Genomic DNA, 25,609 nt, shown 5'->3' on the forward strand with positions numbered 1-25,609 from the left:
TACCGCAGGAGCCTTCCCACACTCTTCGGGTGGGCAATCCGGCACTTCGTTACCTACTCGCGCGTATGTCGACACACGCGACGACCCTGACCGGACACCTTCCCCGCCGGAAGATCGTCACGCCGGTGGTTATTAGCCCGTCCGGCGATCGGGAACGACGCCGTTCAGGCCGAATCGGAGGTCTGAGGGCGAAGCCCCCGGCACGGGACACATCGCCCCGGTAACGTCGTGGGGGTGAAGGCGATCCGTCGACTGACCGTCCGTCCCGTTCTCCCCGACCCCCTCCGGCCGCTCAGTGATCTGGCCCGCAATCTGCGCTGGTCCTGGCACCCGGAGACCCGCGACCTCTTCCAGTCCGTCGACCGCGAGTGCTGGGCCGCCTCAGGCTGCGACCCGGTGCGGCTGCTCGGCACCGTTCCGCCCGCGCGCCTGGCGGAGCTGGCCGAGGACCGGCGCTTCCTGCGCCGGCTGACCGCGGTGGCCGACGACCTCGATCACTACATGACCGGCGACCGCTGGTACCAGGCCCAGTCGGGCCGACTCCCCGCCGCCGTCGCCTACTTCTCGCCCGAGTTCGGCATCACCGCCGCCCTGCCCCAGTACTCGGGCGGCCTCGGCATCCTGGCCGGCGACCACCTGAAGGCCGCCAGCGACCTGGGCGTGCCGCTCATCGGCGTCGGCCTGCTCTACCGCCACGGCTACTTCCGCCAGTCCCTGTCCCGGGACGGCTGGCAGCAGGAGCACTACCCCGTCCTCGACCCCCACGAGCTGCCGCTCGCCCTCCTCAGGGAGGCCGACGGCACCGCCGCGCACGTCGCCCTCGCCCTGCCCGGTGGCCGGGAGCTGCGCGCCCGGATCTGGCTGGCCCAGGTCGGCCGGGTCCCCCTGCTGCTGCTGGACTCGGACGTCGAGGAGAACGACCTCGGCGAACGCGGTGTCACCGACCGGCTCTACGGCGGCGGCAGCGAACACCGGCTCCTCCAGGAGATGCTCCTCGGCATAGGAGGTGTCCGGGCGGTGCGGACGTACTGCCGCCTCACCGGGCACGCCGCACCCGAGGTGTTCCACACCAACGAGGGCCACGCCGGCTTCCTCGGTCTGGAGCGCATCAGCGAACTCTGCGACGAGGGCCTGGAGTTCGGCTCGGCGCTGGAGGCGGTGCGGGCCGGCACCGTCTTCACCACCCACACCCCCGTCCCGGCCGGCATCGACCGCTTCGACCGCGAGCTGGTCGCCCGCCACTTCGGCCCCGACGCGGAACTCCCGCGCATCGACGTCGAACGCGTCCTGCGGCTCGGCATGGAGACCTATCCCGGCGGTGAGCCGAACCTCTTCAACATGGCGGTGATGGGCCTGCGGCTGGCCCAGCGCGCCAACGGCGTCTCCCTGCTGCACGGCGGGGTGAGCCGGGAGATGTTCGCCGGACTGTGGCCCGGCTTCGACGCCGACGAGGTGCCGATCACCTCCGTCACCAACGGGGTGCACGCCCCGACCTGGGTCGCGCCGGAGGTGTTCCGGCTCGGCGCCCGGCAGATCGGTGTCCAGCGGGCCGAGGACGCGCTGACCCTCGGCGGCTCGGACCGCTGGGACTCGGTCGCCGACCTCCCCGACCAGGACGTCTGGGAGCTGCGCCGCACCCTGCGCGAGCAGCTCGTCGAGGAGGTCCGGGACCGGCTGCGCGCCTCCTGGCGGCAGCGCGGCGCGGGGACCGCCGAGCTGGGCTGGATCGACGACGTCCTCGACCCGGACGTGCTCACCATCGGGTTCGCGCGGCGCGTCCCGTCGTACAAGCGCCTGACGCTGATGCTGCGCGACCGGGACCGGCTGATGGACCTGCTGCTGCACCCCGAGCGGCCGATCCAGATCGTCGTCGCCGGCAAGGCGCACCCGGCGGACGACGGCGGCAAGCGGCTGGTGCAGGAGCTGGTGCGGTTCGCGGACGACCCGCGGGTGCGGCACCGGATCGTCTTCCTGCCGGACTACGGCATGGCGATGGCGCAGAAGCTCTATCCGGGCTGCGACATCTGGCTGAACAACCCGCTGCGGCCCCTGGAGGCGTGCGGCACGTCGGGCATGAAGGCGGCGCTCAACGGCTGTCTCAACCTCTCGGTGCTCGACGGCTGGTGGGACGAGTGGTTCCAGCCGGACTTCGGCTGGGCGATCCCCACCGCCGACGGCGCGGGCACCGACCCGGACCGGCGCGACGCCATAGAGGCCTCCGCCCTCTACGACCTGCTGGAGCAGCGGATCACCCCCCGCTTCTACGAGCGGGGCGCGAGCGGGCTGCCCGACCGGTGGATCGAGATGGTCCGCCGGACCCTGAGCCTGCTCGGGCCGAAGGTGCTGGCCGGCCGCATGGTCCGGGAATACGTCGAGCGGCTCTACGCCCCCGCGGCCGAGGCGCACCGCGCGATGGACCCGGACTCCGCCCGCGCGCTCGCCGAGTGGAAGGCCCGGGTGCGGGCGGCCTGGCCGGGGGTGAGCGTCGACCATGTGGAGACGTCCGCGGCCGGCGCCACGGCGGAGCTGGGCTCGACGCTCGGGCTGCGGGTGCGGGTGAACCTCGGCGACCTCGCCCCGGACGACGTCGAGGTGCAGGCGGTCTCCGGCCGGGTGGACTCCGAGGACCGGATCACGGACGCGGCGACCGTGCCGCTGAAGCCGGTGGGCGGCCCCGACCTGGACGGCCGCTGGGCGTACGAGGGCCCGCTCGCCCTGGACCGCACCGGTCCCTTCGGCTACACGGTCCGCATCCTGCCCGCGCACCGGCTGCTGGCCTCCGGGGCGGAGGCGGGGCTGGTCGCGGTGCCGTCGGACGACGTGCTCCAGGCGGCCGGGCTGCTGATGCGGTGAGCCCCGCGGGCGGCGGCGGCGCGGGGGGCGTCAGTCCTCCTCGTCGCCGCCGCTCAGCCGTCGCAGCACCGTGCCGCAGCGCCGGGCGTAGGCGTGCTGGAAGGCGCGGGCGGCCGGTCCGCCGGCCTTGGCGTACCACTTGGCGGGGCGGCTGAAGGCGGTCACGGTCAGCCAGACCGTGCCGTCGCCGGTGCGGTCGACCACGAAGGCCTCCTCGCCGGACTCGGGGTGACCGGGCAGCGTGCCGTAGGCCCATCCGGCCCGGCGGTGCTCCTCCAGGGTCCACACCACCCGGCAGGGCGCCTTGATCATGCCGGCGAGGGTGACGGTGACGTCGACGCCGGGCGCGGCGCGCTCCGCGCTCGCGTCGATGCCGACGCCCATCTCCCGGTGCATCTCCCAGGTGAGCACGGCCTCGGCCGCCCGCCGGAACACCGGTTCGCCCTCCCCGAGGCGCGTGCGTACGTGCATGGAGCGGAAGCCGGGCGGGCAGTGGCCCTGCTCGCGGGTGGCGCCGACGTCGTCGTACGTGAAGGACATGGGCACCAAGACTAGGGCGGCACCCGGGAACCGCTGGTTCCGGGTGCCGCCCGCCGTGTTGCGCCGTGCCGGTCAGCTCACGTTGACGGCGGTCCAGGCCGCGGCCACCGTCTTGTACTCGGTGCTGGTGGCGCCGTACAGGTCGGACGCCGCGCTCAGGGTCGCGGTGCGGGCGCCCTTGTAGTTCGTCGTGGACGTCATGTACGTGGTCAGCGCCTTGTACCAGATCTGCAGCGCCTTGGCGCGGCCGATGCCGGTGACGGTGGAGCCGTCGGCGGTGGGGGAGTCGTAGCTCACCCCGTTGACGGTCCGCGCCCCGCTGCCCTCGGCCAGCAGGAAGAAGAAGTGGTTGGCCGGGCCCGACGAGTAGTGGACGTCCACGCCGCCGAGACCCGAGGACCAGTAGTCCTTGGACGCGCCGTCCTTGCTGGGCTTGTCCATGTGGCGCAGCGGGCTGCCGTCGCCGTTGATGTCGATCTCCTCGCCGACGAGGTAGTCGCCCTTGTCGGCGGAGTTGTTCGCGTAGAACTCCACGCCGGTGCCGAAGATGTCGCTGGTCGCCTCGTTGAGGCCGCCGGACTCGCCGCTGTAGACGAGGCCCGCGGTGTGGGAGGTGACGCCGTGGCTCATCTCGTGCCCGGCCACGTCGAGCGAGGTCAGCGGGTGCGTGTTGCCCGAGCCGTCGCCGTACGTCATGCAGAAGCACGCGTCGGACCAGAAGGCGTTGACGTAGTTGCTGCCGTAGTGGACGCGGGAGTAGGCCGCCTTGCCGTCGTTCCTGATGCCGCTGCGGCCGAAGGCGCTCTTGTAGAAGTCCCAGGTGGTCTGGGCACCGTAGGCGGCGTCGACGGCGGCGGTCTGGTCGGTGGAGGAGCCGGAGGCTGCGCCGGTGCCCCAGACGTCGTCCGCGTCGGTGAACAGGGTGCCGGTGCCGGAGGTCTTGCGGGCCAGGTTGTACGTCTTGTGGCCGCCCCGGGCGGTGTCGTACAGCTGGTACGTGGAGCCGGACTTCGTGGTGCCGAGGGGGACCGTGCCCGAGTAGAGGCTCTTGCCGGAGCCGGTCTCGATGCCCTGGTACGCGTGCAGCTCGGCGCCGGTGGCCGCGTCGGTGATGACGTGCAGCTCGTTCGGGGTGCCGTCCTCCTGGAGGCCGCCGACGACGGTCTCGTAGGCCAGCACGGGCTTGCCGTCGGCCGCCCAGATCACCTTGCGGGGCGCGGAGTCGGCGGCGGTCCTCGACGAACCGGCCTCCTTCGCGGCGCTCAGCGCCTGCCGCTCGGCCCGGGCGGCGCCGACCTTCGGCGTCACGCTCGCGACCTCGACGGCGGCCTTCGTGGCTCTGGTCACGCCCTCGGTCGCGCCGGACGGCGCCCGGTGCACCACGAGGTCGCCACCGAGGACGGGCAGGCCCTGGTACGTGCGCTCGTAGCGGGTGTGCACGCTGCCGTCGCGGTCCTTGACGACGTCCTTGACGACCAGTTCCTCCTGGGCACCGAGGCCTATCTCCTCGGCCGTGCCGGCCGCGGTCCGCTGCTGCTCCCGGACGAGCGCGGTGCGGGCGGTGTCCGACAGCAGGACGGGGGCGCCCGGGAGGGGCGGCTCGGCGGTGGCGTCGGCGGTCGCGTTGCCGGCGGTCAGGCCGGTGGTGAGCAGCGCTCCGGCCGCGACCGCGGTGGCGAGGGCCAGGGTGCTGCGCTTGTGGCGCGCGAAGAGGGGGGACACACAAGCTCCTTCGGTGGGGGGACTCCGGTCGGCGTGGGTGTCCGGCCGGAGGTGACTGCGAAGTTGTGCGGCGGGTGACGGAAGACTGGCACCGAAGGCGCGTACATGTCAGGAGGGTCGGATGATGTTGGCCGAAAGTCGATGTCCGGTCGCCTGTTGCGGGCGTGTGAACGCGTGTGACCTCGGCAAAGCGGCAACCCTGGGTGCGTATGGGCTCGGCAAAAAAGGGCGGGCATGCGGAGGGCGCCGCCCCGGGGATGTGAACCACCGGGACGGCGCCCTGACCGTGAGGCCCTGCCCGCGACCTACGGGAAGGTCAGCTTGAAGGAGTTGATGTAGCCGGTGTCCTGGGCGGCCACGTCCTGGACCCGCAGCTTCCAGGTGCCGTTGGCGGTCTCCGAGGAGGCGTTCACCGTGTACGTCTGGTTCACGTTGTCCGCCGAGTCCGACGAGCTGCTGTTCTTCAGGCGGTACGCGGTCCCGTCCGGGGCCAGCAGGTCGACCACCAGGTCACCGCGCCAGGTGTGCACGATGTCCACCGCGGCCTGGAGGTTCGCGGGCGCGTTGCCGGCCCGCCCCGTCACGGTGACCGACGAGGTGACCGCCGCTCCGTTGTCCGGGATCGCCACGTCGGCGGCGTTCTCGAAGGAGGTGCCGCCGCCTCCGCCGCCGCCGGAGCGGGCGCCGACGTTGATGCCCGCCCACGCGTCCTGCACCCGCTTGTACTCGGTGCTGTCGGTGCCGTACAGCTCACCGGCCGCCGCGAGGGTGCCGGTGCGGGCCGCCGCGTAGTTGGTGGTCGAGGTGAACTTCGTGGTGAGCGCGCGGAACCAGATCTTCGCCGCCTTGTCGCGGCCGATGCCGGCGACCGGGAGCCCGTCCGAGGTGGGCGAGTCGTAGGTGACACCGTTGATCGTCTTGGTGCCGCTGCCCTCGCTCAGCAGGTAGAAGAAGTGGTTGGCCGGGCCCGACGAGTAGTGGACGTCGATCCCGCCGATGCCCGAGTACCAGGCGTCCTTGGAGGCGCCGTCCTTGCTGGGCTTGTCCATGTAGCGCAGCGGGGTGCCGTCGCCGTTGATGTCGATCTCCTCGCCGATGAGGTAGTCACCGACGTCGGAGGAGTTGGCGGCGTGGAACTCGACGGCCGCGCCGAAGATGTCGGAGGTGGCCTCGTTGAGCCCGCCGGACTCACCGCTGTAGACGAGGCCCGCGGTGTTGGAGGTGACGCCGTGGGTCATCTCGTGGGCGGCCACGTCGATCGAGGTCAGCGGGTTGGCGTTGCCCGAGCCGTCGCCGTACGTCATGCAGAAGCAGCCGTCCGACCAGAAGGCGTTGACGTAGTTGTTGCCGTAGTGGACGCGGGAGTACGCGCCCACCCCGTCGCCGCGGATGCCGGAGCGGCCCTGGACGTTCTTGTAGTAGTCCCAGGTCAGCGCGGCCCCGTAGTGGGCGTCGGCCCCCGCGGTCTCGGCGTTGGAGGCCTGGCCGTTGCCCCACACGTCGTCGGGTCCGGAGAAGAGCGTGCCGGTGCCGGAGGTGCCCCGGTTGAGGTTGTACGTCTTGTGGTTGCCGCGCGTCGTGTCGGTCAGCGTGTACGACGACCCGGACTGCGCGGTGCCCAGCGTCACCGTGCCGCTGTACATGGTGTTGCCGGTGCCGTTGTGGATCGCCTGGTACTCGAAGAGCTTGGCGCCGGTGGCCGCGTCGGTGACGACGTGCAGCTCGTTGGGGGTGCCGTCCTCCTGGAGGCCGCCCACCACCGTCTCGTACGCGAGGACCGGGGTGCCGTTCGCCGCCCAGACCACCTTGCGCGGGGCGCGGTCGGCCTCCGCCCCCTCGGTGCCGGCCGCCTTCGCCGCGGACACGGCCTGGGCCTCGGCCTTGCCGGCGGATATCTTCGGCGTCACGGTGGCCGGCCTGATCGCCTTGGACGTGGCCTTGACGACCCGCTCGGTCCTGCCGCCGTCGGTGGTGACGACCAGGTCGCCGCCGAGGACGGGCAGCCCGTCGTAGGTGCGCTCGTAGCGAGTGTGCACGGTGCCGTCGCGGTCCTTGAGCACGTCGCGGACGACCAGCTTCTCCTTGGCGCCCAGACCGAGTCCGTCGGCGGTCCGCGCCTTGGCGGCGTCGGCGTCGCGGATCAGTTCGGCGCGCTGGGCCGGAGTGAGCTCGACGGACTCGGCGCCCGGGGCGGGGGCCTGCCGGGGCGCCGCGGTGGCGGCCCCGGACTGGACCGCCGTGGCGATCAGCGCGGCGACGCCGGCCAGGGCGACGGCGGCGGCGCGGCGGTGGGTGGTGCGGTGGGACGTGGTGTGGGAGGTGCGTCTGTGGGGAGAACTGCTGCTCAACACTGACTCCTTCTGCGTGGCCGCGGGTCGCGCGGCCAGGGGAGACCGGTCGGCGGGTGGGCCGGCCGGGCGGTACTGGGCGGTACGCAGAAACCACGTGCTAGGAGCTGGCCACGGCACAGCGCGCTGGTGTGAGGAAGCTGTGGGGGCGCTGTGGAGCGGCCGTGGGAAGAGTGGCAGGAGAACGCGCATTCTGTCAGGAGCGCGTCAGAAAGTTGGCCGGAAGTGGTTCGTTGACCGGGCGTTCATGTTCGATATACGGCGCGGTTGCCCGGGCGGAATCCCGGCGGTCGCTCAGCCGGCCTCGGGCCCGCACGGCCGGCCCTCCGCGGGCGCGGGAGGCAGGCTCTCCACGGGCGCGGGAGGCAGGTCCTTCGCGGGCGCGGGAGGCGGGCCCTTCGCGGGCTCGGGAGGCTGACCCTCCCGGGGGGCAGACGGCTCCCCGTGCCAGGACCCCCACAGCGCCGCGTACGCCCCGCCGGCCGCCACCAGTTCGTCGTGCGTGCCCAGTTCGGTCAGCAGACCGTCCTCCATCACGGCCACCCGGTCGGCGTCGTGCGCGGTGTGCAGGCGGTGCGCGACGGCGATGACCGTACGGCCCTCCAGCACGGCGGCCAGCGCCCGCTCGGTGTGCCGGGCGGTCGTCGGGTCCAGCAGGGCGGTGGCCTCGTCGAGGATCAGCGTGTGCGGGTCGGCCAGCACCACGCGGGCCAGCGCGAGCTGCTGGGCCTGCGAGCCGTCCGTCCGCCGGCCGCCCGTACCCATCTCGGTGTCGAGGCCGTCGGGCAGCTCACGCACCCACTCCTCGGCGCCCACCGTGGCGAGCGCGGCCCACAACCGCTCGTCCGGGGCCGCCGGCTCGGCGATGAGGAGATTGTCGCGGACCGTGCCGAGGAACACGTGGTGCTCCTGGGTGACCAGCACGACCTGCCGGCGCAACCGCTCCGGCCCGAGGCCCACCACGGGCACCCCGCCCACCGTCACCGAGCCCTCGGTCGGCGCGTCGACGCCCGCCAGCAGCCGGCTCAGCGTGGTCTTGCCGGCCCCGGACGGGCCGACGACCGCCAGCCGCTCGCCCGGCCGCACGGTCAGGTCCACCCCGCGCAGCACCTCGCCGCCCCGGTCGTAGGCGTACCGCACGCCGGACACGTCGATCCGGTCGTCCGCCGGGACCGGCGAGTCGCCCGTCGCCGCCCGCGGGGCGCGCGCCAGCCCTTCCACCCGGGCGAAGGAGGCACCGCCCGCCTGGAGCTGCTCGATCCGCATCAGCACCTCGTCGAGCGGCCCGGCCAGCTGCTGGAGGTACACGGCACCCGCCACCACCGCCCCGAGGCTCACCGACCCGTGCGTGTGCAGGACCCCGCCGAGCAGCAGCACGCACGCCACCGGGACGACGTAGGAGACCTCCACGGCCGGGAAGAACACGCTGCGCAGGTAGAGCGTGTGGAAGCGGGTGCGCCGGGAGACCTCCAGCGCCTCCCGGTTGCTCCGCACGCGCCGGTCGGCCAGCCGGAACGCCTCCACCGTGCGCGCCCCGGCCACCGTGGCGGCGAGGCTCTCGGCGACCTCCGAGGTGGCCGCGCCCTCGGCCAGGTAGGCGGCCCGCGCCCGGCGCAGGTACCAGCGCAGCGCGCACCACACCGGCGTCAGGCCCAGCACGCCCACCACGCCGAGCAGCGGGTCGAGCACGAACACCGCACCGGCGAGGGACAGCGCCTGTACGGAGTTGATCAACAGCTCCGGTCCGGCGTCCCGCAGCGTCGTGCCGACGGCGGTCACGTCGGCGGTGCCGCGCGTCGTCAGGTCCCCGGTCCCCGCCCGCTCCACCACGGACGCCGGGAGGGCCAGCGCCCGGTCCACGAACCGCTCCCGCACCCGGGCGAGCGTCCGTTCCCCGAACCGGTGCCCCACGTACCGCGCCCAGCGGGCCAGCAGCAACTGCGCCAGCGAGCACAGCAGGATGGCGAACGCCATCCGGTCCACGGCGCCGACCCCGCTCCCCGCGCGCACCTCGTCGACGATCCGGCCCAGCAGCCACGGGCCCGCGAGCCCGGCCAGGGCGGCCAGCGCGTTCAGACCGAGGACGAGCGCGAAGGCCCGGCGGTCGGCGCCGACCAGCCCGGCCGCCGCCCGGCGGACGTCGGCGCGCCCGGCGACGGGGAGCTGTCCCGTGGACGTGGACGCGGGGGTGGACGCGGATGTGGATGTGGGTGTGGACGCGGAAGTGGAGGTGGGCGTGGTGGGATCGGACGTCATCCGTCCCCCTCGTCGTCCCTGGCGACCAGCGCCCGGTACCCCGGTTCGGCGTCGAGCAGTTCGCGGTGGGTGCCGGTGGCGACGACCTTGCCGTCGACCAGGTGGTGCACGACGTCCGCCCGGTCGAGCAGCAGGGGAGAGGTGCCGGCCACCACGGTCGTACGGCCCTCACGGGCGCCCCGCAGCCGGTCCGCCACCGTGGCCTCGGTGTGGGCGTCCAGCGCGGAGGTCGGCTCGACGGCGAGCAGCACCTCGGGATCGGCGAACAGGGCCCGGGCCAGTCGGACGCGCTGGCGCTGGCCACCGGAGAGACTGCGCCCCTGGGCCGCGACGGAGCTGTCCAGCCCCTCGGGGAGGGACTGGACCACGTCGTCGGCGGCGGCCGCGTGCAGGGCCCGGGCCAGGTCGCCCTTCGAGGGTGCCCCGGCACGCCGGCGGACGTCCGCGGACGCCTCGTGGCCGGCCGCGCCCCCGCGGCGGAGCCGCGCACCGGTACCGTCCGCGTCCCTCACGTCCGGCACCTCCTCGCCGATCACCTCGCGCAGGACGCCCGCGAAGAGGTCGGCCTCCGCGTCGGCGACCAGGATGCGGGACCGGACCTGTGCGAGCGGTACGTCGGCCAACGGGACGTCGCCCCACATGGCTTCGGAGGGCGCGTACCGGCCCAGGCGGTCGACGACCTCGGCGGCGTCCGCGGGACGGGCTCCGGCCAGCGCGGTCAGGCGGCCGGGGAGGACCCGCACCCCGGAGGCCGGGTCGTACAGCGCCGAGGGCTCGGCCGGGGCGTCCCGGGTGCCGGTGTCCGGATCGGGTTCCAGCCGCAGGAACGCGACGACCCGGCGGGCCGCCACCACACCCCGGCTGAGCTGGTGGGCCATCTCGATGAGGAACGCCACCGGCCAGCCCAGCGCCACCACGTAGCCGTACACCGACACCAGTTCGCCCACGCTGATCCGCCCCTGCGCGGCCAGCCGGGCGCCCAGCCAGGTCACCAGCGCCAGGAACAGCATCGGCAGGCCCACGCCGAGGGCCTGGATCCAGCTGGTCACCGCCCCCACCCGGTAGCCCTGCTCGCGCAGCCGCCCCGAGTCCCGGCGGAACGCGTCCGCGACCAGACCCTTGCCGCCCAGCCCGTTCAGCACCCGCAGCCCGCCCGCCAGGTCGCCGATCCGCGCGGTCAGCACGGACTGCCGCTCCCGGTACTCGGCCTCCCTGCCCTGCAACCGCCCCATGAGCGGACCCAGCAGCAGACCGAGGACCGGCACCCCGAGCAGCACCACCAGGGCGAGCCGGGTCGACACCGACAGCATCAGCGTCCCGACGGCCGCGTAGGCGACGACCGCTCCGACACCCGGCCCCACCGCCGTCAGGGAGGTGCTGATCGTCTGCACGTCACCCACCCCGATGGTGACGACCTCCCCGGCCCCGACCTGCCGGCGCAGCGCCGCACCGAGCCGTGTGGAGTGCCCGACGACCACCTTGACCGTCCGGAAGTTGGCGTCCATCCGCACCCGGGTCATCGTCCGGTGCCGCATGATGCCCAGCCACGCGTTGAACGCCCCCACGGCGACCAGCGCGCCCGTCCACAGCGCCAGCGCGCCCAGGTCACCGGGGACCAGGCCGTGGTCGACCGCCCGCGCCATCAGGTACGGCGTCGCCGCCAGCAGCACCATCCAGACACTGGCGAACCCGGCCCCCGCCAGGCAGCGCGGCCACTGCCGCCGGACCAGCCACCCCAGGTACCGCCAGCCGCCCCGGCGGTCCGGCGTGCCGGGGTCCTCGTACGCGTCGATCACCGATGGCTCCCCCGAATCCTCCGCGCACCGGCCCTCCGGCGTCCCGCCCTCACGCCAGGCTGTCCCGCCAGGCCCGGTGCAGATCCGCGAACCTGCCGCTGCCGGCGATCAGTTCGTCCGGCGCGCCGTCCTCCACGATCCGGCCGTGCTCCATCACCAGCACCCGGTCGGCGATCTCCACGGTGGACAGCCGGTGCGCGATCACGACCGCCGTACGGCCCTTCAGCACCGTCGCCATCGCCCGCTGCACCGCACGCTCACCGGGGACGTCCAGCGAACTGGTCGCCTCGTCCAGGATCAGCACCGCCGGGTCCGCGAGCAGCGCCCGGGCGAAGGCCACGAGCTGCCGTTGCCCGGCGGAGATCCGGCCGCCCCGCTTGCGCACGTCGGTGTCGTAGCCGTCGGGCAGGGCGGCAATGAAGTCGTGGGCGCCGATCGCCTTCGCGGCCCGCTCGATCTCCTCCCGCGTCGCCTCCGGACGGCCGATGGCGATGTTCTCGGCGACCGTGCCGGAGAACAGGAACGCCTCCTGCGTCACCATCACCACCCCGCGCCGCAGTTCCGGCACGGCCAGGTCGCGCAGATCGGTGCCGTCCAGCAGGACCCGCCCGTCGGAGGCGTCGTAGAACCGGGCGAGCAGCTTCGCCAGCGTGGACTTGCCGGCGCCGGTCGATCCGACGACGGCGACCGTCTGCCCGGCCGGGATCGTCAGGTCGAAGCGGGGCAGCACCTCGCCGCCGGTGCGGTAGGCGAAGCGGACCCCCTCGAAGACGACCTCGCGGCCGGGGTGCTCCGACGCCGGCGCAGGCAGCTCCTTCGGCGCGCTCGGCTCGGGCACGGACGGCGTCTGCGCCAGCAGCCCGGCGATCTTCTCCAGGGAGGCCGCCGCCGACTGGTAGGAGTTCAGGAACATGCCGAGGCGGTCGATCGGGTCGTACAGCCGCCGCAGGTACAGCACCGCCGCCGCCAGTACGCCGAGCGCCAGTGTGCGGTCCGCGACGCGGTACGCGCCCCACAGCACGATGCCCGCGACGGCGGTGTTGGCGACCAGCCGCGAGCCGACGACGTAGCGGGCCATCTCCAGGAGCGCGTCGCCGTTGGTCCGCTCGTGGCGCCGGTTCAGGGCCGCGAAGTCGGCGTCGTTGGCGGCCTCGCGGCGGAAGGCGCGCACCGGCCGGATGCCGTTCATCGTCTCCACGAACTTCACGATCACCGCCGCGATCGCCGTGGACCGCTGCCGGTACACCCGTCCCGCGCGTCGCTGGTACAGCCGTACCAGCGCGTACAGCGGCACGAACGAGGCCACCGCGACGCCGCCCAGCCCGGGATCCAGCCAGAGCAGCAGCGCCGCGATGTAGACGAAGGAGAGGACGACCGTCACGAGCTCCTGCAGGCCCTCGTCCAGCAGCTCGCGCAGCGACTCCACGTCCGTGGTGGAGCGGGAGATGAGCCGGCCCGAGGTGTAGCGCTCGTGGAAGTCGACGCTCAGCGCCTGCGCGTGCCGGAAGATCCGGCCCCTGAGGTCCAGCAGCACGTCCTGGCTGACCCGGGCCGCGGCGGCCACGAACGCGTACTGCAGCCCGCCCGCGGCCAGCGAGCACAGCAGGTACCCGGTGCCCACCGCGATCAGCGGACCGTGGTCGTCCGCCCGCAGCGCCGGCACGGCCCGGTCGATGGCGTACGCCACCAGCAGCGGGCCCGCCTGCACGGCCGCCTGCTGGAGGAGCAGGAGGAAGGTGGTGAGGGCGACGCGTGCCTTGCGGGGGGCCAGCAGGGAGCGCAGCAGGGCGGCGGTGGCGCCCGGCGGGCTGGGCAGGACGTCCCGGTCGAAGAGGTCGTCGGCCGCGCGGGTCTCCGCCTCGGCCGCCGGGTCCTCGTCCCGCGGTCGTCCCCTGTCCGGCGCGGTGGCCGTGGGCGCGGTCATCGGCCCTCTCCTTCCCGGTCTTCCCGGAGAACCGGACGGCTGTCGTGCCCGTCGTGCCCGTCGGTCCCGGACATCAGGTGGGCGTACTCGGCGCTGGTGCGCAGCAGTTCCTGGTGGGTGCCGACGGCGGTGACGCGGCCCCCCGAGAGCAGGGCGACGCGGTCGGCGAGCAGGACCGTGGAAGGGCGGTGCGCCACGATCAGCGCGGTGGTGTCCGCGAGGACCTGCCGCAGGGCGGCCTCCACGGCGGCCTCCGTGTGCACGTCCAGCGCGGAGAGCGGGTCGTCCAGGACGAGGAACCTCGGCCCGCCGACCACCGCCCGGGCGAGCGCGAGGCGTTGGCGCTGGCCGCCGGAGAGGCTGAGCCCCTGCTCCCCGACCTGGGTTCCGGTGCCCTGGGGGAGGTCGTGCGCGAAGCCGGCCTGCGCCACGGCCAGCGCCCGCCCCAGCTCCTTCTCGCCGGCGCCGTCACCCGCCCCCATCAGCACGTTCTCCCCGACGGTCGCCGAGAAGAGGGTGGGCTCCTCGAAGGCCACGGCGACCATGGAGCGCAGCTCCTCGCGGGACAGGGCGGTGATGTCCTCGCCGTCCAGCGTGATCCGCCCGGAGGTCACCTCGTGCAGCCGGGGGACGAGCGCGGTCAGCGTCGTCTTGCCGCTGCCGGTGGCCCCGACCAGGGCCATGGACTCGCCGGACCGGATGTGCAGGTCGACGCGGTCGAGGAGGGGCGGGGAGCCGGGCGGCGCGTCGGGGTAGCGGAAGCCGACGCCCTCGAACCGCAGGCCGTCCCCCCGCGCGGCGGCACGCGGTGACGCCGGTGCGGACGGCCCCGGCTCCTCGGCCGGCGCGTCCATCACCTCGAAGTACCGGTCCGTGGCCGTCGCCGCCTCCTGGCTCATCGCCAGCAGGAAGCCGATCGACTCGACGGGCCACCGCAGGGCCAGCGCCGTGGACAGGAACGCCACCAGCGTCCCCGCCGACAGCGACCCGTCCGCGACCTGCACCGCCCCGACCACCAGCGCCGCCCCGATCGCCACCTCCGGCAGCGCGACGATGACCGCCCAGATCGCCGCCAGCAGCCGCGCCTTGCGCAGCTCCGTCCCCCGCAGCGTGTGGGACAGCTCGTGGAAGGCCCGGGCCTGGCTGCGGTGCCGTCCGAAGCCCTTGATGATCCGGATGCCGAGGACGCTCTCCTCGACCACGGTCGTCAGATCCCCGACCTGGTCCTGCGCCCGCCGCGCGACCCGCGCGTACTTCTTCTCGAAGATCCCGCACACGATCATCAAGGGGATGGCCGGCCCGAGGATCACCAGGCCCAGCGTCCAGTCCTGGACCAGCATGATGCCCACGCCGACGAGGATCGTCACGCCGTTGACCAGCAGGAACGTCAGCGGAAAGGCGAGGAACATGCGCAGCAGCATCAGGTCCGTCGTCCCGCGCGACAGCAGCTGCCCCGAAGCCCACCGGTCGTGGAAGGCCACCGGGAGCCGCTGCAGGTGCCGGTACAGGTCCGCCCGCATCCCCGCCTCGACCGCCGACAGCGGCCGGGCCACCAGCCACCGCCGCAGCCCGAACAGCAGGGCCTCCGCGAGCCCGAGCAGCAGCAGGTACAGCGCCCCGAGCCACACACCGGCCGGGTCGCGGTCGGCCACCGGCCCGTCCACCATCCACTTCAGGACGAGCGGGATCACCAGCCCCAGACAGGAGGCGAGGATCGCCACGCACGCGGCGGTCACCAGCCGTGCCCGTACCGGCCGCACATAGGGCCACAACCGCAGCAGCGCGCGAACGGTGGACCGGTCCTCGGTGGGGGTCTCGGCGGAGGCGGGTGTCGTGGACATCAGCAGCGAGCCTACGGTTCACCACTGACACTGCCCACCGAGTTTCCCCACGCATCGGGGTCGTACGGAGGCATCGGCCGACCGGCCGGTGCGCCTTGCGGCACGACGGCCGACGAGCCGCACCCCCGCACGCCGGGAGGCCGCCGCCACCGGTTCCGGTGGGCGGCCGGCCTTCCCGGCCTCCCGGGCGGGCCCGCGCCGGGCTCAGGCCGCCGGGTAGGGCAGCAGGCCGCCGTCCACCTTCTCCCAGGCCGCCCGCAGTTCGGCCAGCAGCCGGGGCCGTTCGGCGGCCAGGTCGGCCTGCTCGCGGGCGTCGGCACCGAGGTCGTACAGGTGGTCCCTGCCGTCCGCGTCGCGGTAGTACTTCCAGTCACCCCGGCGCAGCGCCCGGTTGCCCCGAACCCGCCAGAACAGGTCGCGCTCGGGCACCTCTTCGCCGCGCAGGAGGTAGCCGGCCAGGCTGTGGCCGTCCAGCGGGTACGCCGGGTCCGGCCGGGCGCCGCCGAGCTCCAGCAGGGTCGCCGTCCAGTCCGGCGAGTACACGGGCTCGTGGCTGACCTGCCGGCCGTCGACGCGGGCCGGCCAGCGCAGGAGGGTCGGCACCCGGATGCCGCCCTCCAGCAGCTCGGACTTGCCGCCGCTGAGCGGCCACTGGTAGGAGAAGCGCTCGCCGCCGTTGTCGCTGGCGAAGACCACGATCGTGTTCTCCTCCTGGCCCGTGCGGCGCAGCGCGGCGAGGACCTCGCCGACCGAGGCGTCCAGGTTCTCGACCATCTCCTGGTACTTCTCCACCGAGCCGCCGTCGCGGTGCAGCAGCGCGCCCAGCACGTTCCCGGAGCGGATCTCCGCGGCGATCTCCGCGCCCTTGCCCGCGTCGTCCTCGGTGAGCCACGGCCAGTGCGGGGTGGTGTAGTTGAGGTTGAGCAGCCAGGGGCGGTCGTGGTCGCGGCCGACGTACTCGACGGCGCGCTCGGTGAGGACGGTGGTGTAGTAGCGCAGGTCCTGGTAGGTGGCGTCGCCCTCGTACAGGTCGTAGTCGCCCAGCTGGCCCAGCTTGGAGAAGTACTCCAGCGCACCGCCGAAGTTGCCGAAGAACTCGTCCCAGCCGGACCGGGTGGGGCTGTGGTCCGGCAGCCATCCGCAGTGCCACTTGCCGATCAGGGCGGTGGCGTAGCCCGCCCCCTTCAGCAGGGACGCCAGTGTGGGGTGGTCCGGGTCCAGGCCCTGGGAGCGGTCGCCGAGGGGCTCGGCCAGCCCGCCCTCCGTACGCCCCGGATAGCGGCCCGTGTACAGGCTGAACCGGGTCGGCGAGCAGGTCGCCGACCCCGCGTAGGCCTGCGTGAAGCGGACGCCCTGCGCGGCGAGCCGGTCCAGGTGGGGCGTGCGGATGTGCGGCGCGCCGTAGGAGGACAGGTCGGCCCAGCCGAGGTCGTCGCCCAGGATGAACAGGACGTTGGGGCGTCCGCGCCGCCCGGGGGCGCCGGGCCGGGCCCGGAAGGGGCGTTCGGCGGGAGCGGACGCGGCGGACGCGGACGTGCCGGCCACGGCCGTCACCGCGCCGCCGCCGAGCAGGCCGCCGAAGACACGACGGGACATCTCAGGCATGCGTGATCCCAGGGGAGGAGAAGCGGGAGGAGAAGAGAAAAAAGGCGGGCGAGGCGCGCGGGTCAGCGACAGACGGCGCTGGAGTGCCGGCACAGGTCGACGTGGCGTCGCGCCACGAGCGCGACGCCCACGCACCGGCGGGCAGCGGGAGACCTCATGTCCAGGGACGCTCCCAGTAGGCCGGGGCGCCGGTCAAGAAGATCACCGCGGAGTTCACGGAGCCGAAACGAGAGCTCAGCCGACGACCCGCAGCAGCAGCACCGACCGCGCCGGGACCGTGATCTCCGCGCCCGCCGGGTGCGTCCCGCCCGGCGCCTCGGCCTGCTCCTCCCCGCTGGTGTCGACGACCACCTCGTACCGCTCCGCCCACGGCGCGGCCGGCAGCACGAAGGCCGCGGGGCGCTCCCCGGCGTGCAGCAGGGCCAGGAAGCTGTCGTCGACGATCGGTGCACCCCGCTCGTCGCGGCCCGGGATGTCCCGCCCGGAGAGGTACATGCCGAGGGTGGCGGCGGGGGCGTACCAGTCCCGCTCCGTCATCTCCGTGCCCCGCGCGGTGAACCAGGCCAGGTCGCGCAGGCCGTCCGCGGAGTGCGCGCGGCCGGAGAAGAAGGCCCGGCGGCGCAGCACCGGATGCCGGTGGCGCAGCGCGATCAGCCGGGAGGTCAGCTCGAACAGGGGCCGCCACTGCGGGTCGTCCAGCAGGCTCCAGTCGACCCAGCTGATCTCGTTGTCCTGGCAGTAGGCGTTGTTGCTGCCGCCCTGGGTGCGGCCCAGCTCGTCGCCCGCGACCAGCATCGGCACCCCGGTCGACAGCAGCAGCGTGGTCAGCAGGTTCCGCAGCTGGCGCCGCCGGAGCGCCCGTACGGCCTCGTCGTCCGTCTCCCCCTCCGTGCCGCAGTTCCAGGACCGGTTGTCGTCCGTGCCGTCCCGGTTTCCCTCGCCGTTGGCCTCGTTGTGCTTGCGCTCGTAGGAGACCAGGTCCCGCAGCGTGAAACCGTCGTGCGCGGTGACGAAGTTGACCGACGCGTACGGCCGCCGCCCGCCCCACGCGTACAGGTCGCTGGAGCCCGACAGCCGGTAGCCCATCTCCCGCACGTCCGGCAGCGCGTGCCGCCAGAAGTCCCGCACGGCGTTGCGGTAGCGGTCGTTCCACTCCGTCCACAGCGGCGGGAAGGCCCCCACCTGGTAGCCGCCCGAACCGACGTCCCACGGCTCGGCGATCAGCTTCACCCGCCGCAGCACCGGGTCCTGCGCGATCACCGCGAGGAACGGGGAGAGCATGTCGACGTCGTGCATCGAGCGGGCCAGCGCCGCCGCGAGGTCGAAGCGGAAGCCGTCCACGCCCATCTCCGTCACCCAGTACCGCAGGGAGTCGGTGATCAGACGCAGCACGTGCGGCTGGACGACGTGCAGGGTGTTGCCGCAGCCCGTGTAGTCGGCGTACCGGCGGGCGTCGGGCTGGAGGCGGTAGTAACCGCGGTTGTCGACGCCCTTCAGGGAGAGCGTCGGACCCAGCTCACCCGCCTCGGCCGTGTGGTTGTACACCACGTCGAGAATGACCTCGATGCCCGCCGCGTGCAGCGCGCGCACCATCCGCTTGAACTCGCCGACCTGCTCGCCCCGGGTGCCGGAGGCGGCGTAGGCCGCGTGCGGGGCGAAGTAGCCGATCGAGTTGTAGCCCCAGTAGTTCCTCAGACCGCGCTTCAGCAGGTGGTCCTCGTGCGCGAACTGGTGCACCGGCAGCAGCTCCACCGCCGTCACGCCCAGCTTCACCAGATGCTCGACCGCCGCCGGATGCGCCAGACCGGCGTACGTCCCGCGCAGCTCCTCGGGGATGCCGGGGTGCAGCTTGGTGAAGCCCCGCACGTGCAGCTCGTAGATCACCGAGTCCGCCCACGGCGTCTTGGGCCGCCGGTCGTCCGACCAGTCGTCGTCGTCATGGACGACGACACCCTTCGGCACGTACGGCGCCGAGTCCCGGTCGTCGCGCACGGTGTCCGCCACGTGCTGCTCCGGCCAGTCCCGCACGTGCCCGTACACCTCCGGCGGCAGGGAGAAGTCGCCGTCCACCGCGCGGGCGTACGGGTCGAGCAGCAGCTTCGCCGGGTTCCAGCGGGCGCCGGTCCACGGGTCCCAGCGGCCGTGCACCCGGAAGCCGTAGCGCTGCCCGGGGCCCACGTCCGGCACGAAGCCGTGCCAGATCTCGTGCGTCAGCTCGGTCAGCCGCACCCGGCGCTCCCCGCCCCCGGAGCCCCGCTCGTCGAACAGGCACAGCTCCACCGCCTCCGCCCCGCCCGCCCACAGCGCGAAGTTCGTGCCCGGCACCTGGTCCGGGCCGGTCCGGAACCGGGCGCCCAGCGGCACCGGTGTGCCCGGCCAGGCCGGCACGGCGGGCGGCGGCGCGGCACGCCGCGAGCCGTTCACCACGACGGCGGGGCGCCCGTCCTCGGCGGCCTGCTTCCCGGCCACCGCCTCCTGCTCGGCTGCGCTGGACACCTGTCAGCCTCCTGCGGCTCGTGGAACGACGTGCCAGAGACGGGGAGAAGGGCGCGCGGTGTCCCGACCGCTGCTCCCCGTCGCGTCGTCCTCCCCACTGTTCTGCCCACCGCATGGCTCGCACTCACGTTTCCCCAGGGCGGACCGGTCGTTACGGGTGGATGTGAGGCACGTACATGGGCGCGCACGGCGCGCGGGGGCCGCTCTGGCCGCCGTACTGACATGGGCAGGACTGCTGGCCGGGGCCGCCGGATGCACCTCGGACGGCGGTGGGATCGGCGGGGTGTTCGGCAAACCCCCCGCCGCCGAGGACGTCATCCGGGTGACGCCGGACGACGGCAGCAAGGCCGTCCGGCCGGACGAGAAGCTGACGGTCCGGGTGCCCGGAGGGCGCCTGGAGTCGGTGAAGGTCGTCAGGTCGCAGGACGCGCGGGAGACACCGGTACCGGGCCGGATCTCCGACGACGGCCTGAGCTGGCGGCCCGACGACGACCGGCTGGCACTCGCCGCGAAGTACACCGTCGACGTCGTGGCCCTGGACGGCCACGCGCGCCGCTCGGCCCGGCACACCACCTTCACCACCTACGTCCCCGAGGAGCGCTTCATCGCGTACGCCGCCCCCGAGAACCGCTCGGTCGTCGGTACCGGCATGATCGTCTCGCTGTCGTTCAGCCGCGAGATCACCGACCGGGCCGCCGTCGAACGCGCCGTCTCGGTGACCGCGAAGCCCGCCACCGAGATCCGCCCCCACTGGTTCGGCAAGGACCGCCTCGACTTCCGCCCCGAGGACTACTGGAAACCCGGCACCAAGGTCACCGTCGACCTGAGACTGCGCGACGTCGAGGGCGCGCCGGGGGTCTACGGCCTCCAGCGCAAGTCCTTCTCCTTCACCGTCGGCCGCAGCCAGGTCTCGCTCGTCGACGCGGCCGAGCGGACCATGCAGGTGCGTCGCGACGGCACGCTGCTGACCACCGTGCCGATCACCGCCGGCGCGCCGTCCACCCCCACCTACAACGGCAAGATGGTGATCACCGAGATGCTCGACGTCACCCGCATGAACAGCCGCACCGTCGGCTTCGGCGGCGAGTACGACATCCCCGACGTCCCGCACGCCATCCGCCTGACCAGCTCCGGCACCTTCCTGCACGGCAACTACTGGGCGCCCGCCGACACCTTCGGCCGGGCCAACGTCAGCCACGGCTGCGTCGGACTGCGCGACGACAAGGGCGGCGGTTCCGACACCCCGGCCGGGTGGTTCTTCGACCGCAGTCTGATCGGCGACGTCGTCGAGGTGGTCCACAGCAAGGACAAGACCGTCGCCCCCGACAACGGGCTCGGTGGCTGGAACATGAACTGGAAGAAGTGGAAGGCGGGCACCGCGGTGAAGTGACCCTGAGGCGCGCCCCGGCAACTCGGTACGGAACAGTGACATTTGCACTGTCCCCGACGCCCCTGGCCTGCGGTTACGATGCGCCGGTGCGCGCGGGCGCACTGGGGTGCGGGCCTGACCGGGCCCGGCGAGGGGAGACGAGTTGAACGTGCGTCCGATATCGGGGGCGTCGCCGGCGGGCAGCCGGGGACGGGGCGGCAGGGGACGCGGCAGGACGCTGCCGGCGTTGGCACTGGGCGTACTGCTCACGGTCACCGCCTGCGGCGGGGGCGGATCGGGCTCGGGCACCGGGTCCGGGGACGGCGGCAAGAACGCCAAGGACTCCACCGCGGCCCAGGGCAAGCAGTCCGAGGCCGTCGTCACGATCGCCCCGAAGGACGGGGCGAAGGCCGTCGACACCAGCGGCGACCTGAGGATAGGCGCCGCGAAGGGCAAGCTGACCGAGGTCGTGGTCAAGGACGCCGACGGCGGGAAGGTCGACGGGAAGATAGCCGGCGACGGTGCCACCTGGACGCCCTCCACCCACCTGGCCGCCTCCACCACCTACACCGTGCACGCGGTCGCCAAGGACTCCGAGGGCCGCACGGCCGCCGAGGACTCCCGCTTCACCACCCTGACGCCGAAGAACACCTTCGTCGGCACCTTCACACCGGAGGACGGCTCGAAGGTCGGCGTCGGCATGCCGTTCTCGGTCCGCTTCTCCCGGGGCATCACCAACCCGGAGGACGTCGAGAAGGCCATCCGCATCACAACCGAGCCGGCCGTCGAGGTCGAGGGCCACTGGTTCGGCAACGACCGCCTCGACTTCCGCCCGGAGAAGTACTGGAAGCCCGGCACCAAGGTCACCGTCGACCTCGACCTCGACGGCGTCGAGGGCCGTGACGGCGTCTACGGCGAGCAGGCCAAGACCGTCTCCTTCACCGTCGGCCGCAGCCAGGTCTCCGTCGTCGACGCCAAGAAGCTCACGATGAAGGTCGTGCGCGACGGCAAGACGATCAAGACCATCCCGGTCACCACCGGCGCTCCCGGCTACGAGACCTGGAACGGCCAGATGGTCATCACCGAGCGGCTCCCCGTGACCCGCATGAACGGCGAGACGGTCGGCTACGGCGGCGAGTACGACATCAAGGACGTCCCGCACGCCATGCGCCTGTCCACCTCCGGCACCTTCATCCACGGCAACTACTGGGGCGGTGACGTCTTCGGCAACCGCAACGACAGCCACGGCTGCATCGGCCTGCGCGACGTGCGCGGCGGCTGGGACGAGAAGACGCCGGCCGCCTGGTTCTTCGAGAACTCGCTCATCGGCGACGTGGTCGTGGTGAAGAACTCCGACGACGCCACCATCGCCCCGGACAACGGCCTCAACGGCTGGAACATGTCCTGGGAGAAGTGGAAGGCCTGAGCCCTCGGCCGACGGTACGGCGAACGGCCCCGGTGCCCTCGATGTGAGGTACGGCACCGGGGCCGTTCCCGTTAGTCCCCGTTAACCTGCTGGGCATGACCGTACATCTGGAAGTCGCGGACGGCGTCGGCACGCTGCGCCTGGACCGCCCGCCCATGAACGCGCTGGACGTCGCCACCCAGGACCGGCTCAAGGAGCTCGCCGAGGAGGCCACCCGCCGCGAGGACGTACGCGCCGTCGTGATCCACGGCGGCGAGAAGGTGTTCGCGGCGGGCGCGGACATCAAGGAGATGCAGGCGATGGACCACGCGGCGATGATCGTGCGCGCCCGCGCCCTCCAGGACTCCTTCACGGCGGTCGCCCGCATCCCCAAGCCGGTGGTCGCGGCCGTCACCGGCTACGCCCTCGGCGGCGGCTGCGAACTCGCGCTCTGCGCCGACTTCCGCATCGCGGGGGAGAACGCCAAGCTCGGCCAGCCCGAGATCCTGCTCGGCCTGATCCCCGGCGCCGGCGGCACCCAGCGGCTCTCCCGGCTGATCGGCCCCTCCAAGGCCAAGGACCTCATCTTCACGGGCCGCCAGGTCAAGGCCGACGAGGCGCTCGCCCTCGGCCTGGTGGACCGGGTGGTACCGGCCGGCGAGGTGTACGAGCAGGCGCACGCCTGGGCCGCACGGCTCGCCAAGGGGCCCGCGATCGCGCTGCGCGCGGCGAAGGAGTCCATCGACACGGGTCTGGAGACGGACCTCGAGACCGGTCTGGCCGTGGAGCGGAACTGGTTCGCCGGCCTGTTCGCCACCGAGGACCGCGAGCGCGGGATGCGCAGCTTCGTGGAAGAGGGCCCGGGGAAGGCCAAGTTCCTCTGAAAGGCCTCCGTATACACCTCGTGAAGTCGCTCCTCACCCCTTGCAGTTGACGCGGTGTCTGGTCCGGGTCCCTCGATGGGGCGGTTTATGGCAGCCTTAACGCACCATTAAGCGCGTCGTGTCGAGGGAGCCCGCAGCTTGTCTCCGGCCGAGCCGTCCGCGCAGGTCAGTGGGGCGGTTCCGGTCCCCGAATCGCCTGTGGCATATGCCGAACGGCCGTCGTCGGGCCCGTCCCCCGCAGGTGCGTATTCCGCGGGAACGACCCCGGCACCCCCCGTGGGCGGCCATGATGGGGGCATGGCGGGGCTGGAGGGTACGGAACAGCCGCGGGGAGCCGGACGTGCGACCGCGGCGCGCTGGTCGCCGGCGGTGGAGGACGAACGCGCACTGAAGGCGCTCGAGTTGTTCGGCAACCCCACAGAGCACGAGGTTCCGTTGCCGTCCCGCCCGGAGTCCGCCGCCACCGCCCGTCGCCTGGCCCAGGTCGTCGCCCTGCGCCAGTGGAACCTGGGCCCCAGGATCACGGAGGACGCCGTCCTGCTCGTCTCCGAGCTGGTGGGCAACGCCGTACGCCACACCGGCGCCCGGATCTTCGGCCTGCGCATGCGGCGCCGCCCCGGCTGGATCCGCGTCGAGGTCCGCGACCCCTCCCGCGGCCTGCCCTGTCTGATGCCGGTCCAGGAGACGGACATCAGCGGGCGCGGCCTCTTCCTCGTCGACAAGCTGTCCGACCGATGGGGCGTCGACCTGCTGCCGCGCGGCAAGACGACCTGGTTCGAGATGCGGGTCCTGGACCGCTGAGGGCCCATCGCCGCCGCCCGCAACCCCGTTCGCCCAACACGCCGCCTACGGGTGACGATCCGCACCGCGGCGCCGGGCGGCCGGGATCGTACCCGCATGATCACCACTCGCCTGCGGCGACGGGCCGCCGCCGCCGTCCTCTCCCTCTCCGCCGTCCTCGCCACCTCGGCCGCCACCGTGCCCGAGGCGGCGCCCGCGGCGGCACCCGCGAAGGCCGCCCCCGCCTGCCCCCAGGTCGACGACCGCATCAAGGCCGCCACCGACCGCGAGGTCGACGTCGACCGCATCACCCCCGAGCCGGTCTGGCGCACCTCCTGCGGCACCCTCTACCGCAGCGACAGCCGCGGCCCGCAGGTCGTCTTCGAAGAGGGCTTCCACGCCAAGGACGTCAAGTACGGCCAGTACGACATCGAGAAGTACGTCCTCGTCAACCAGCCCTCGCCGTACGTCTCCACGACCTACGACCACGACCTGTACAAAACCTGGTACAAGTCCGGCTACAACTACTACGTCGACGCCCCCGGCGGCGTCGACGTCAACAAGACCATCGGCGACACCCACAAGTGGGCCGACCAGGTCGAGGTCGCCTTCCCCGGCGGCATCCAGCGGCAGTACATCATCGGCGTCTGTCCGGTCGACCGCCAGACCAGGACCGAGATCATGAGCGAGTGCGAGAGCAACCCGCACTACAAGCCCTGGCACTGACCTCCCCGGCCCGCTCAGGGCGGAGGAACAACGCCTCCGACCCCACCGGCGTGTAGCCCGCCGCCTGGAACGCCCGCAGGCTGCGGGCGTTCCCCGCCGACACCTGGGCCCACACCGGCTCACCCCCGGCCAACTGCCGCGCCGCCGTCACCAGGCGCCGCCCCAGCCCCCGGTGCCGGGCCCCCTCCGCCACCTCCACGGCGACCTCCAGCCGTCCGGCGACCCCGCGGCCCAGCACCAGCACCCCGCCGTCCGCCGCCCACACCCGCACCTCGTCGCGCCGCCTGCGGGCCGCCACCACCCGGGGATGCCCGGGATCGGCGACCTCGCGCAGCGCGGTCTCCGGCCCGCCCGGGAGCGGAGCGCCGGTCAGCAGCACGTCGATCGTGTCCGTCGTCCGCCCCGTGCGCTCCGCGAAGGCGGCCAGGAACCGGGCGTTCATCGTCGCGGCGAGGGGGGCGCAACCGAGCCCGTCCAGCGTCCTGCGCACCCACCCCGGGTCCTCGTCCGTGAAGACGACCGAGTGCGCCGTGAAGGCGATCACGCCCGCGTCGCGGGCCCCGTCCTGCGGCACCACGGTGGTCCCGCCGTCCGCCGCCGGGAAGACGCCCCGCGCCGCCGCTTCCAGAATGTCCCGCAGGCTCATCGCCACGCCGCGCTCCCCGAGTCTCCACCCGCTCACCGGACGGTCCAGACTCCCAGACGGGAGGCGTGGGCGGGGCGGCGGGCGCACGGGGTGGTCGCCGTGCCGGGGCCGCGGGCGGGCGGTTAATCTGACCTGCGTCAGACGCGTCCGCTGGGGTGACCGGCCGACGAGCAGAGCACGGAATGAGGGGCGGATCGGTGGCGGACATCGAGGAAGCACGCAAGCAGTTCGACCGGATCGACACGGACGGTGACGGATTCATCACCGCGGCGGAGTTCAAGACCGCGCTGGCGCAGGGCGGCGACTGGAACGTCACCGAGTCGGTGGCCGAGGCGATCATCGCCGGCCGTGACCTCGACGGGGACAAGCTGCTGTCGTTCGACGAGTTCCGGGCTCACCTGAACAAGTGACGAGGCCA

18 protein-coding genes are annotated in these 25,609 nt (G+C 73.2%); 7 read left to right on the plus strand and 11 right to left on the minus strand.

Features of this window, described 5'->3' with window-relative positions; all coding sequences use genetic code 11:
- The first annotated feature begins 234 nt into the window (after positions 1–234).
- A complete protein-coding gene (locus SAM23877_RS24615) occupies positions 235–2,853 on the plus strand; it encodes a glycosyltransferase family 1 protein (RefSeq protein WP_053137309.1) in 2,619 nt (872 codons plus the stop codon).
- 30 nt (positions 2,854–2,883) lie between these two features.
- Here the strand turns inward: SAM23877_RS24615 and SAM23877_RS24620 are convergent, their stop codons facing one another.
- The 10 genes from SAM23877_RS24620 to glgX all read right to left on the minus strand — a co-directional run bounded on the left by SAM23877_RS24620 (position 2,884) and on the right by glgX (position 19,381).
- Positions 2,884–3,393, minus strand: coding sequence for a DUF1990 domain-containing protein (locus SAM23877_RS24620; RefSeq protein ID WP_053142831.1), 510 nt, complete (start codon positions 3,391–3,393; stop codon positions 2,884–2,886).
- Between the two features lie 72 nt (positions 3,394–3,465).
- Complete coding sequence (locus SAM23877_RS24625) at positions 3,466–5,115, minus strand: M4 family metallopeptidase (RefSeq protein ID WP_053137311.1); 1,650 nt, start codon at positions 5,113–5,115, stop codon at positions 3,466–3,468.
- 305 nt (positions 5,116–5,420) lie between these two features.
- Entirely contained in the window at positions 5,421–7,463 is a 2,043-nt protein-coding gene (locus SAM23877_RS24630) for a M4 family metallopeptidase (protein ID WP_053137314.1), read from the minus strand.
- A 294-nt stretch (positions 7,464–7,757) separates the two neighbouring features.
- Complete coding sequence (locus tag SAM23877_RS24635; RefSeq protein ID WP_079030408.1) at positions 7,758–9,719, minus strand: ABC transporter ATP-binding protein; 1,962 nt, start codon at positions 9,717–9,719, stop codon at positions 7,758–7,760.
- Entirely contained in the window at positions 9,716–11,515 is a 1,800-nt protein-coding gene (locus SAM23877_RS24640; protein ID WP_053137317.1) for an ABC transporter transmembrane domain-containing protein, read from the minus strand. The genes SAM23877_RS24635 and SAM23877_RS24640 overlap by 4 nt, the downstream gene beginning before the upstream one ends.
- A gap of 49 nt (positions 11,516–11,564) precedes the next feature.
- Positions 11,565–13,439: an ABC transporter ATP-binding protein gene (locus SAM23877_RS24645; protein ID WP_053137320.1), complete on the minus strand. Its 1,875-nt coding sequence runs from the start codon at positions 13,437–13,439 to the stop codon at positions 11,565–11,567.
- Entirely contained in the window at positions 13,436–15,280 is a 1,845-nt protein-coding gene (locus tag SAM23877_RS24650; protein WP_053137323.1) for an ABC transporter ATP-binding protein, read from the minus strand. The genes SAM23877_RS24645 and SAM23877_RS24650 overlap by 4 nt, the downstream gene beginning before the upstream one ends.
- Positions 15,281–15,484: 204 nt before the next feature.
- A complete protein-coding gene (locus SAM23877_RS24655) occupies positions 15,485–16,885 on the minus strand; it encodes a sulfatase family protein (RefSeq protein ID WP_053137325.1) in 1,401 nt (466 codons plus the stop codon).
- A 62-nt stretch (positions 16,886–16,947) separates the two neighbouring features.
- On the minus strand, positions 16,948–17,043 hold the full coding sequence (locus tag SAM23877_RS42120; protein WP_418080509.1) for a putative leader peptide: 96 nt from the start codon (positions 17,041–17,043) through the stop codon (positions 16,948–16,950).
- 76 nt (positions 17,044–17,119) lie between these two features.
- Positions 17,120–19,381 carry a glycogen debranching protein GlgX gene (gene glgX / locus SAM23877_RS24660; protein WP_053137328.1) on the minus strand — a complete coding sequence of 754 codons (2,262 nt, stop codon included), beginning with the start codon at positions 19,379–19,381 and terminating at the stop codon, positions 17,120–17,122.
- A 163-nt stretch (positions 19,382–19,544) separates the two neighbouring features.
- Here glgX and SAM23877_RS24665 point away from each other — a divergent pair, with 163 nt between their 5' ends.
- The 5 genes from SAM23877_RS24665 to SAM23877_RS24685 all read left to right on the plus strand — a co-directional run bounded on the left by SAM23877_RS24665 (position 19,545) and on the right by SAM23877_RS24685 (position 24,545).
- Entirely contained in the window at positions 19,545–20,771 is a 1,227-nt protein-coding gene (locus SAM23877_RS24665) for a L,D-transpeptidase (RefSeq protein ID WP_079030409.1), read from the plus strand.
- Positions 20,772–20,913: 142 nt separating this feature from the next.
- Positions 20,914–22,176 (plus strand): L,D-transpeptidase, encoded by a 1,263-nt coding sequence (locus SAM23877_RS24670; protein ID WP_174532253.1) that lies wholly within the window; start codon positions 20,914–20,916, stop codon positions 22,174–22,176.
- A gap of 95 nt (positions 22,177–22,271) precedes the next feature.
- Entirely contained in the window at positions 22,272–23,039 is a 768-nt protein-coding gene (locus SAM23877_RS24675; RefSeq protein WP_053137332.1) for an enoyl-CoA hydratase/isomerase family protein, read from the plus strand.
- A gap of 297 nt (positions 23,040–23,336) precedes the next feature.
- On the plus strand, positions 23,337–23,840 hold the full coding sequence (locus tag SAM23877_RS24680; protein ID WP_053137334.1) for an ATP-binding protein: 504 nt from the start codon (positions 23,337–23,339) through the stop codon (positions 23,838–23,840).
- A gap of 96 nt (positions 23,841–23,936) precedes the next feature.
- A complete protein-coding gene (locus SAM23877_RS24685; protein WP_053137337.1) occupies positions 23,937–24,545 on the plus strand; it encodes an ADP-ribosyltransferase in 609 nt (202 codons plus the stop codon).
- Here SAM23877_RS24685 and SAM23877_RS24690 read toward each other — a convergent pair.
- Positions 24,499–25,191 (minus strand): GNAT family N-acetyltransferase, encoded by a 693-nt coding sequence (locus SAM23877_RS24690; protein WP_053142838.1) that lies wholly within the window; start codon positions 25,189–25,191, stop codon positions 24,499–24,501. The two genes, SAM23877_RS24685 and SAM23877_RS24690, sit on opposite strands and share 47 nt — an antisense overlap.
- A gap of 197 nt (positions 25,192–25,388) precedes the next feature.
- Between SAM23877_RS24690 and SAM23877_RS24695 the strand changes: the two genes are divergently transcribed.
- The gene (locus tag SAM23877_RS24695; protein WP_053137345.1) at positions 25,389–25,601 is read left to right on the plus strand and encodes an EF-hand domain-containing protein; all 213 of its coding nucleotides are present in this window, start codon (positions 25,389–25,391) and stop codon (positions 25,599–25,601) included.
- Positions 25,602–25,609: the final 8 nt, after the last annotated feature.

Origin of the sequence: Streptomyces ambofaciens ATCC 23877 (assembly GCF_001267885.1) — a bacterium.
In the GTDB taxonomy this organism is placed as follows: domain Bacteria; phylum Actinomycetota; class Actinomycetes; order Streptomycetales; family Streptomycetaceae; genus Streptomyces; species Streptomyces ambofaciens.

Coding starts and splice junctions, on each gene's coding strand:
- SAM23877_RS24620 (WP_053142831.1), bottom strand. CDS start 3,393: ATGTCCTTCACGTACGACGACGTCGGCGCCACCCGCGAGCAGGGCCAC.
- SAM23877_RS24635 (WP_079030408.1), bottom strand. CDS start 9,719: ATGACGTCCGATCCCACCACGCCCACCTCCACTTCCGCGTCCACACCC.
- SAM23877_RS24645 (WP_053137320.1), bottom strand. CDS start 13,439: ATGACCGCGCCCACGGCCACCGCGCCGGACAGGGGACGACCGCGGGAC.
- SAM23877_RS24650 (WP_053137323.1), bottom strand. CDS start 15,280: ATGTCCACGACACCCGCCTCCGCCGAGACCCCCACCGAGGACCGGTCC.
- SAM23877_RS24655 (WP_053137325.1), bottom strand. CDS start 16,885: ATGCCTGAGATGTCCCGTCGTGTCTTCGGCGGCCTGCTCGGCGGCGGC.
- SAM23877_RS42120 (WP_418080509.1), bottom strand. CDS start 17,043: ATGAGGTCTCCCGCTGCCCGCCGGTGCGTGGGCGTCGCGCTCGTGGCG.
- SAM23877_RS24675 (WP_053137332.1), top strand. CDS start 22,272: ATGACCGTACATCTGGAAGTCGCGGACGGCGTCGGCACGCTGCGCCTG.
- SAM23877_RS24680 (WP_053137334.1), top strand. CDS start 23,337: ATGGCGGGGCTGGAGGGTACGGAACAGCCGCGGGGAGCCGGACGTGCG.
- SAM23877_RS24685 (WP_053137337.1), top strand. CDS start 23,937: ATGATCACCACTCGCCTGCGGCGACGGGCCGCCGCCGCCGTCCTCTCC.
- SAM23877_RS24690 (WP_053142838.1), bottom strand. CDS start 25,191: ATGAGCCTGCGGGACATTCTGGAAGCGGCGGCGCGGGGCGTCTTCCCG.